This window comes from Thermoleptolyngbya sp. M55_K2018_002, assembly GCF_015295965.1.
Taxonomy (GTDB): Bacteria; Cyanobacteriota; Cyanobacteriia; order Elainellales; family Elainellaceae; genus Thermoleptolyngbya; species Thermoleptolyngbya sichuanensis.
The window spans coordinates 1-5,264 of sequence record NZ_DVEA01000175.1; the positions used below are offsets into that span (position 1 = coordinate 1).

Annotated in this window: 6 protein-coding genes; 1 reads left to right on the forward strand and 5 read right to left on the reverse strand. The window is 56.3% G+C overall.

Annotated elements, in window-relative coordinates:
- Window positions 1–241 precede the first annotated feature (241 nt).
- Window positions 242–1,414, forward strand: coding sequence for an FAD-binding oxidoreductase (locus tag IGS51_RS08690; protein WP_297078038.1), 1,173 nt, complete (start codon window positions 242–244; stop codon window positions 1,412–1,414).
- Between the two features lie 432 nt (window positions 1,415–1,846).
- On the opposite strand, the gene IGS51_RS08695 is transcribed toward IGS51_RS08690, so the two are convergent.
- From IGS51_RS08695 to IGS51_RS08715, 5 genes are all read right to left on the reverse strand, one after another.
- Window positions 1,847–2,338, reverse strand: a complete 492-nt coding sequence (locus IGS51_RS08695; protein WP_297078039.1) for an ureidoglycolate lyase — start codon at window positions 2,336–2,338, stop codon at window positions 1,847–1,849.
- Between the two features lie 32 nt (window positions 2,339–2,370).
- Window positions 2,371–3,363 (reverse strand): NAD(P)H-dependent glycerol-3-phosphate dehydrogenase, encoded by a 993-nt coding sequence (locus tag IGS51_RS08700; RefSeq protein WP_297078040.1) that lies wholly within the window; start codon window positions 3,361–3,363, stop codon window positions 2,371–2,373.
- Window positions 3,360–3,569, reverse strand: a complete 210-nt coding sequence (locus IGS51_RS08705; protein ID WP_297078041.1) for a hypothetical protein — start codon at window positions 3,567–3,569, stop codon at window positions 3,360–3,362. The genes IGS51_RS08700 and IGS51_RS08705 overlap by 4 nt, the downstream gene beginning before the upstream one ends.
- Window positions 3,570–3,792: 223 nt before the next feature.
- Complete coding sequence (locus IGS51_RS08710; RefSeq protein ID WP_172358384.1) at window positions 3,793–4,308, reverse strand: NYN domain-containing protein; 516 nt, start codon at window positions 4,306–4,308, stop codon at window positions 3,793–3,795.
- Window positions 4,309–4,786: 478 nt separating this feature from the next.
- Window positions 4,787–5,264 (reverse strand): sulfurtransferase (locus IGS51_RS08715; protein WP_297078042.1); only part of this gene is annotated, 478 nt, incomplete at its 5' end.

The window sequence follows — 5,264 nt, forward strand, 5'->3', positions numbered from 1 at the left end:
AACCTGGGTCAAAAGCCCCTCGCCCACTCTGGGAGAGGGGTTGGGGTGAGGGTGCTTCAAGTTTTGTCAGTCAATCAGCCCATCGGGTTGCATCCTGATGTTGCGCGTTGAGTTTTGCCCGTCGAGTTTTGCCTGTTGAATTTTACGTTTGGAGAAACTCGCGCTACTCTGAAAAGCCAGAATGTGGATTAAACGGACGCTACCAGGACTCTACAAAGATTAGGAAAGATCAGGATCGCACATGACAACGTATGACTGGATTGTGGTTGGGGGTGGGGTTGCCGGATCGGCACTGGCCTACGAGTTAGTCAAACTGGGGAGTTCTGTGCTGCTGCTAGAGCAGTTTGCTGCGCCCAAGAATGGAACACGCTATAGCTATGGTGGGATTGCCTACTGGTCGGGTAATACTCCCCTGACTCAGCAGCTTTGCCAGGAAGGAATTGAGATTCATCGCCAGTTGTCGGACGAGCTGGAGGGAGACACGCAGTTTCGTGAACTAGACCTGGTGCTGGTGATCGAGCCGGAGGAAGATGTGGGGGCGATCGCCCAGTCCTATCGCTCGTGCTGGATTCCGCCGCAGCCCATCAGCGTAGAATTTGCCTGCGAACTGGAGCCACTGCTGAACCCGGCGGCTTTGGGTGGGGCGCTCCACACCACGCACGGCCACGTCAGCCCTGAAGCAACAACCCTGGCCTATCAGCAGGCGTTTCAGCGGCTGGGCGGCGAGATGCGGCTGGCGCAGGTGACGGGTTTTGTGCGGGAGGGCGATCGCACGACGGGCATCACGACCCCAGCAGGAACGCTGAGCGCGGCCGGAATCATTGTCAGCGCAGGGGGATGGAGTCGCACCCTCCTGCGGCAGGCGGGGCTGTCTGTGCGGATCTACTTTTCTCAGGCAGAGCTAATTGAAACACCGCCGAATACGCCGACTCAGACGCGCACGCTGATTATGCCTGCTGCACTAAAACGCTTTGAACAGGAGGCCGCGGCCGGTGCAGCAGATGCGCGGTGGAATCAGCCCAATCAGGAAGTCGTGCCGCCCATTCTGGACGAGGGCGTGATCCAGTTCAAAGACGGGCGGATTCGGATTGGTCAGGTGACGCGCATGATCAGCAGCTTGGAGCCGGAGGTTGATGCGGCGGCCAGCGAGTCTGCGCTGCGCCAGTCCGTGGGGCGGTTCTTGCCCAGCCTTAAGGAGGTTCCGGGAACCTGGAGTCGCTGTCCTGTGGCGTTTAGTGGCGATCGCCTGCCGCTGGTAGGGCCGGTTCCCGGTGCGGAGGGGATGCATCTTTTCTCTGGGTTTAGCAATCCCTTTGCGATCATGCCGCCCCTGGCCCGCCGCTATGCCGGCCATCTGGTGGAACAGCCCGATCCACTGCTGGAGGGTCTGAGTCCGGGGCGGTTTGGAAAGTAGCGAAGGATGCATCCCAGTGATGCAAATTTGCCCTCATCCCCCAACCCCTTCTCCCAAAACGGGAGAAGGGGAGCCGGATTGAAAGTGCCTCTCCCGCTCTGAGAGAGGAATTTAGGGTGAGGGTTCCAAAAGTGGGATGCACCCGTTTGGAACGCCAGCAACGGAGCGCTAACAAACCACCAACAAAAAAGCCACCCTTGCGGCGTGGCTTTGAGGAGCATATTCAGGAGGTTTATAGACGTTCTGGCTAGGCGAGGAGCTTGGTTGTTAGCTAGGTGTCTATACCGTCTAGTATGCGGGGTGCAACCCTTTCGGCCAGTGACATGGGCAAACCCGACTGGGTGATTATGACAGGGCGATCGCGTGATTTGCGTCACTGTGAACCGCAAATCCAAAATCCAAATCCAAAATCGCAAATCCAAAATCGAGAAATTAGCCCACCAGTTCAAACTGAATGCCGTGGCTCTGGCGAAAGTCGTGGGTCTGGTGGTCGATGAGGTTGGTATCGCTGAGTTCCAGGTTATAGAAATCCACCGTGTCCTGGTCGAAGTAGGGGCCGGCGTGCCAGGTGCCCAGGTTCAGCTTGATAAAGCAGGTGCCCGGAATGTGGAAGGCGGCGATCGCCTCCAGATCCGGCTGATCTGCCTCGGACGGCGGCGCAACCGCAATCAGCCAGTCTTTGCCCTCCAGCGACCCCAGGCATTGAGTACACTGCCGATGGCGGGTAATGCGGGAAAACTGTCGCCCCCGCTGGTGCAGCCGCATGATGTAAAAGCGGGGAACGCCCCGATCCAGACAAAGCTGGGCATCGTCGGGGCCAAACCGCGCCCCATCAGGACTGGCAAAAATCACCTGCCCAAACGGCCGAAACGCCTCTGCCGAAATGGGCTGAACCACAAGCTGACGAACGACTGACGTTGGCATGGGTCAAACTCCCTGTCTGTATCCTCTCAACCCTAGTCCTCCGACTTCAAATCCCGCTCCATTAGCGCTTCTACCGCCTGCTGCGGCGTGATTTGCTCATTCAACAGCAGATAGACCTGATGGGCGATTGGCATGGGGATTTGCTCCCGCTGCGATAGATCAAACAGGACATTTGCCGTATTCACGCCCTCGGCTGTGCCTTCCAAATCCGCCAGCACCCGCGACAGAGAAAGCCCCTGTGCAAGCTGATAGCCAACCTGGTAGTTGCGGCTGAGGGGGCTGTTGCAGGTGGCGAGCAAGTCGCCCAAGCCCGATAGTCCAAAGAAGGTGTCGGTTTCGCCGCCTAGATAAGTGCCCACGCGAATCATTTCTGCCAGAGCGCGGGTAATTAGGGCAGATTTGGCATTGGTGCCCAGTTTCAGCCCATCGCACACGCCCACGGCGATCGCAATCACGTTTTTCAGCGTGCCGCCCAGTTCAGTGCCCAGCGGGTCAGTATTGGTGTACACCCGGAAGCGCTCTGAGGCAAACACCCGCTGCACAAACTGCGCCGCTGCCGTGTCGCTGCTAGACACCACCGTTGCGGCCGGGAGGTCTTGCATAATTTCCTTGGCCAGGTTGGGGCCCGAGAGGACGGCGATCGCCTGCTGTGGCAACGCATCTCGCCAGAGTTGGGTCGGCGTGCGCCCTGTTTCGGGGTCGAGTCCTTTGGTGGCGCTAACTAGGATGGTCGCCGGGTCAATGCCGATTTGGCCCAGACGCGGCGCTAACTCTACAACGCCCTTAATCGACATCGCCGAAACCAAAATTTCGCTTCCCATTAAGCTAGCTTCGATTGGCTCTTGAAACCGCCGTGACCAGCGCCGCACCCGATGTCCGTTTCGCTCTGCCAGTGTGGCCAGCGTGCCGCCCCAAGCGCCAGCCCCCAACACCGTGAGGGTCACAGAAGGTCTGACGGGTAATGGCGTGAGTAGGCTTCCAGCAGACACGCCTTCTGCCGAAAAATTTGCAGGCTGTGCCGTCATGAGAGCCGTCCGCCCACCCAATCCGCATAGGAGACAACCCATTCCACCGAGCCGCCGCTGCTTGCAAGCGGTAGGGCTGAGAAATCGACGGGCGCAGGAATCATCTCGCCTCGCCAGTCGAGCAGTTGCACGATCAGCAGATAGGCAATGCTCAGCAAAATGGCGATCGCCCCTGTAATCACCGCCACCACTTTAGATCGATCCATCGCACCACGCCTCACACGCTATCAAAGGGTTCTATTCGAGGGTTCTATTCGAGGGTTCTATTCGAGAGTTCTGCTCAAAGCTGCTGGCTCAGGGATTCTGGCTCAAGGATTTTATTTGAGAGAGTCTGTCTGAGCGCATCTGCCTTGGGAGGGCAGCTAATCTGCGATCGCCTAATCACCGATCGCCAAGACAGCTTGTAACGGGTTCAACCATCCACTTTGTTCAACCATCCACTTTTTCGATCTGATCGCGGATATCGTTGAGGTCAATGTATTTATCCGTCACATTTCGCAGCTCGCGGGCAATCATGCCCTCAGTAGACACGACTGTAATATGGGTGCTTTTGGAGCGTAGCAGTTCAATCGCCCGCTCAAAGTCGCCATCGCCGCTAAACAGGATCACCCGGTCATACTGATCGACCGTGTTGAACATATCGATCACGATTTCCACATCCAGGTTTGCTTTCTGGGAATAGCGCCCGGAGTTGTCGTCATAATACTCTTTCAGAATTTTAGTTCGCACGGTGTATCCCAGGCTAATTAGCGCATCTCGAAACCCACGCTGATCCTGCGGATCTTTCAGCCCGGTATACCAGAAAGCGTTGATTAACTCTACGTCGGGATCATTTGTGAAATAATCCAGGACTCGGCGCGGGTCGAAGAACCAGCCATTTTTTTGTTGAGCGTAGAACATATTGTTCCCATCAACAAAAATCGAAAGGCGGCTAACAGATGACATAGAAGTTAAAACCTAAAAATTAGGGAGCAAAAAATAAGGACGCTTAGAGAATTGGAGTTTATTGCTTAACCAGGTCAGAGGCCGAGCGAAGCAGACACACTCTACTCCGGCGGAGATTCCTGAGCGGCATAAGTTTAGAAACTTTTGGAGAACTGGGGGCTGATAAATGCTCTCAGTATAGCAACTGCGCCCAGCGCCGCTGTTTTTCAACGCACAGGAACGTCCCGTGCCAAATTGGCTTTGCAGTTGCAGGCAGACTCCAGAAAGGCGCATCCCGCAGTCTTTTCAGCCATTTGGCAGAATCACTTGATTCCTCAAGCTTTGCGCCAAGATTCAGCCCTGAGACACAGAGACAAGCTCAAGCTGCACGGGGGATGCAACTGCCGGAGGCGATGATAGCGGAGCTAAGGGCGATCGCCCGCTCTCCCGCTTCTACCCCAGTGGCGTTCCCGATTCATCGACTAAAATTTATTGACTACTAAAATTCATCGACTAAATACGAACACCAGTCACTCCAGCTTCCAGCATAAAGCTTGCTCTGGTTGCCTCGCCCCACCATCTCCAGCGACAGCAGGTTGACACAAGCCGTCACGCCAGAGCCGCAGTAGACAATAATCTCCTCCACCTCATCAATCTCGTTGGTATCGGTATTGGTATCAGCATTGGTATCGGCATTGGTATCGGCATTGGTCCTGGTCTTGGATAAATTCTGCCAGCGCTGACGCTGCGCCTCAACGGAGAGTACCCTGCCCCGATCGTCTGTCACGCCCTGCCAGGGATAGTTGACTGCGCCAGGAATATGCCCCGCGATCGGATCGATGGGTTCGCGCTCTCCTCGATAGCGATCGCCCTCCCGCGAATCCACCAGCACCACGCCTGCTCGATCTTTGCGCTGCTTCACCGTTTCAATGTCCACTACCATCTCTGGGCGTAACGCAGGCACAAACTGCCCTGCC